We start from the raw sequence: 2,592 nt of genomic DNA on the forward strand, positions 1-2,592 counted from the left end.
CGCGCCGGCAGCCCCATGCCCAGCGCCGCCGCCAGTTCGCGCGGCGTCATCGCCCAGAAGGCTTGCGGCGAAAGCCGCATCGCGCCCAGCCCCGCCGCCATCGCCGCCTCCCAGGGAAAGGGCTCCGGTGCGGCGCCAACCGCGCGCGATGCGGCTAGGAAGGGTTTGCGCCGGCGTCTCCGCCCACGGCGCCGGCACCTGCACCCGGTGCGGCCTTGCCACCGCCGCCCGGCAAGCCGCCCTCGACACTCGGCCTCGCCTCGCCGAAGGTCGCGGCCAGAAGCTCGGCGACGATAGCGGCAAACCCCGCCGCCCCACCCGGCGTCGTCATGGCCAGCACCTCCTCGTCGGCCGTGGCCGCGCCAGCCCCGCGCAGGCCGGCCCCGATCACGCGGGCCATGTCGCGCGCCGACAGCCGGCCCGTCGAAAACCGTGCCACCAGCGCCGACAGGTCCTCGGCGGCGAAGGCGCTTTCCAGTTCCGCCAGCGCGCCCAGCGTCAGGCACAGCCGTCGCCGCGTCCCGTCCAGTTCGGCGGTGATCTCGCCGCGTCTCGCATTGGCGTGGGTCATGCGGCGAAGCCCAGGCTGCCCGCCGATTCCAGCGCGATCTCGAAGGTCACCTCGCCGTCATGCGCGCCGGAATACTCGAGCGCGGTGATCTGGAACGGCCCCTCGACGGTGCCGAAATCCGGGATCACGAACTGCCAGGCGGCGATCTCGCTTCCAAAGAACCGCGTCCGGATCGCCGCGTCCGACGCCGCGTCCTTGAAGATGCCCGCCCCCGACACCGACGCCCGCTGCACGCCAGAGCCGGCCAAAAGCTCGCGCCACCGCCCGGCCGAGTCCGCATCGGTCACGTCCACCGTCTCGGCGTTGAACGCCAGCCGCTTCGACCGCAGCCCCGCCACGGTGACGAACCCGCCCGCGCCCGTCGTGTCGAGCTTCAGCAACAGATCCTTGCCCTTCTGCGCAACCATGGGCGCACTCCTTTCGTGTGGTGTGGGATGGTGGTGATGGATTGAATTGGACGCCGCGGGCGAACGCGCGCGCGTCCCCCTCCCCCTTGCGGGGGTCCGAAGGACGGGCGAGACCCGTGGCTCGCCCTGGCTAGGGGTGGGGGTGGCCGCGACACGCGCAGCGCTTCGAAAACGAGCCGCTCCGCGTAGCGCCGCCGGCCACTACAGAGGCAAGCCTCGGCACCGTCGCACTTGCGAGAACCACCCCCACCCCCAACCCCTCCCCGCAAGGGGGAGCGGTGCGTCACGCCCCCGGAATGCACACCCCCTCATACCCGCGCCCCTGCACCGTTCCCATGCGCGAGGGCCGGGCGGGCGGGCGGCAGGCCACGACCGTCAGGCCGTTCGGATTGCCGGGCAGCGACGACAGCGACGCGCCGCCCGGGTCGAGCGTGGCGGTCTCGCCGGGCGCCAGCGTGAAGCTCTGCGCGCAGGGCGCGGGGTTCACCTCGCCCGGCATGCACAGGCCCACCGTGATCGGCTCGTCGCAGATGTTCGTCGCCTCGCGCGGCTGCACCTGGCCCATCATGCCGCGCGTGCAGTGGTTGACGTCGTCGCGCAGCGACGGGCGCTGATAGACGCCCGTCACCGCATCGAGAAACGACGGCACCAGCGCGGCCACAGCCACGCCGATCAGCAGCCCGGCCCATAGCGGCACGCGCTTCGGCCTCGACGTGTTGTTGGCGATGAACAGCACCGCGAAACCGGCCCATGCCCCGAGGAACATCTGCCCCGAGGTGATCTCCGGCAACGCGGGCAGCGAAGGCGTCGCCCGCCAGGCCTGCGCCAGATAGGCGAGCGCCGGGGTGACGAGAAAGGCGCCCGCGATGCCGATCAGCGCCAGCGCGAACACCGAAAGGCGCGGCTTGCCCGCCTGAAAGCGCATGACGATCGCGATCAGGGCCGACACGATGCCGACGAACACGGCATGGGGAAGTAGCTCCGGCATGGCGACACCCTGGCTGTCCGGGCGCCCCGCCGCGCCCGTCCACAGACCTGCCACAGGATCGCGCCCCGCTCAACGTCGCGCGCCCCCTATCCCGTCGCCTCCATCAACGCCCGAAACCGCGCCAGGCCGTGGTGCACGGCCAGGTCCTCGTCGTAGCGCACCTCGGCGAACTCGAGCCGCATCGACACCAGCGCGTGGCCGACGAGCGCCAGCGGCTGGTCGTCGAGCAAGGCGGCGATGCGCTCCAGGATCGCCAGCGTCTCTTTCTTGCCCTGCGCCTTCGACCAGACATGCAGCGTGAACAGCTGTTCCACGCCGCGCTCGGTGCCGGTGCTCCAGTCGAAGAGGCTGGTGCGGCCGAAGGCGACATAGGGAAACGGCGTGCTGGCCGGCACGCGGTCGAAGACATGCGCACCGCCGAGGAGCCCGGTCAGTGCTCCGTCCTGCGACAGCGCCGCAAAGATCGCCTTCTGCAGGTCAAGCGCCGGGCCGGCCATCGGCGTCCTCCGTTTTCCGGTGCGCCCGCCGCTCGTTCAGCCGCCGGATCGCAGCGGCGCGGTCGCGCGGCGCCCGATGGCGCTGCGCCTCCAGCGTGTCGATGCGCTCGTGCACCATCGCCCTCAGGG

The 2,592-nt window shown here is 72.1% G+C and carries 4 protein-coding genes and 1 pseudogene; all 5 read right to left on the reverse strand.

The genetic code is table 11. From position 1 onward, the window contains the following. A pseudogene (locus EJC49_RS20255) lies at positions 1-107 on the reverse strand (phage tail assembly chaperone); the annotation flags it as partial. Positions 108-154: 47 nt separating this feature from the next. Beyond that, the gene (locus tag EJC49_RS20260; RefSeq protein WP_126701753.1) at positions 155-571 is read right to left on the reverse strand and encodes a gene transfer agent family protein; all 417 of its coding nucleotides are present in this window, start codon (positions 569-571) and stop codon (positions 155-157) included. Continuing rightward, positions 568-978: a phage major tail protein, TP901-1 family gene (locus tag EJC49_RS20265; protein WP_126701754.1), complete on the reverse strand. Its 411-nt coding sequence runs from the start codon at positions 976-978 to the stop codon at positions 568-570. The genes EJC49_RS20260 and EJC49_RS20265 overlap by 4 nt, the downstream gene beginning before the upstream one ends. A gap of 283 nt (positions 979-1,261) precedes the next feature. Further along, on the reverse strand, positions 1,262-1,966 hold the full coding sequence (locus EJC49_RS20270; protein ID WP_126701755.1) for a hypothetical protein: 705 nt from the start codon (positions 1,964-1,966) through the stop codon (positions 1,262-1,264). Positions 1,967-2,052: 86 nt separating this feature from the next. Continuing rightward, the gene (locus tag EJC49_RS20275) at positions 2,053-2,463 is read right to left on the reverse strand and encodes a DUF3168 domain-containing protein (RefSeq protein ID WP_126701756.1); all 411 of its coding nucleotides are present in this window, start codon (positions 2,461-2,463) and stop codon (positions 2,053-2,055) included. Positions 2,464-2,592 lie beyond the last annotated feature (129 nt).

It is taken from the genome of Aquibium carbonis (assembly GCF_003970795.1).
Lineage (GTDB): Bacteria > Pseudomonadota > Alphaproteobacteria > Rhizobiales > Rhizobiaceae > Aquibium > Aquibium carbonis.

What these genes read in the sequence shown, in the direction of transcription:
- EJC49_RS20275 (WP_126701756.1), bottom strand. Translation starts at nt 2,463, where the DNA reads ATGGCCGGCCCGGCGCTTGACCTGCAGAAGGCGATCTTTGCGGCGCTG.
- EJC49_RS20260 (WP_126701753.1), bottom strand. Translation starts at nt 571, where the DNA reads ATGACCCACGCCAATGCGAGACGCGGCGAGATCACCGCCGAACTGGAC.
- EJC49_RS20265 (WP_126701754.1), bottom strand. Translation starts at nt 978, where the DNA reads ATGGTTGCGCAGAAGGGCAAGGATCTGTTGCTGAAGCTCGACACGACG.
- EJC49_RS20270 (WP_126701755.1), bottom strand. Translation starts at nt 1,966, where the DNA reads ATGCCGGAGCTACTTCCCCATGCCGTGTTCGTCGGCATCGTGTCGGCC.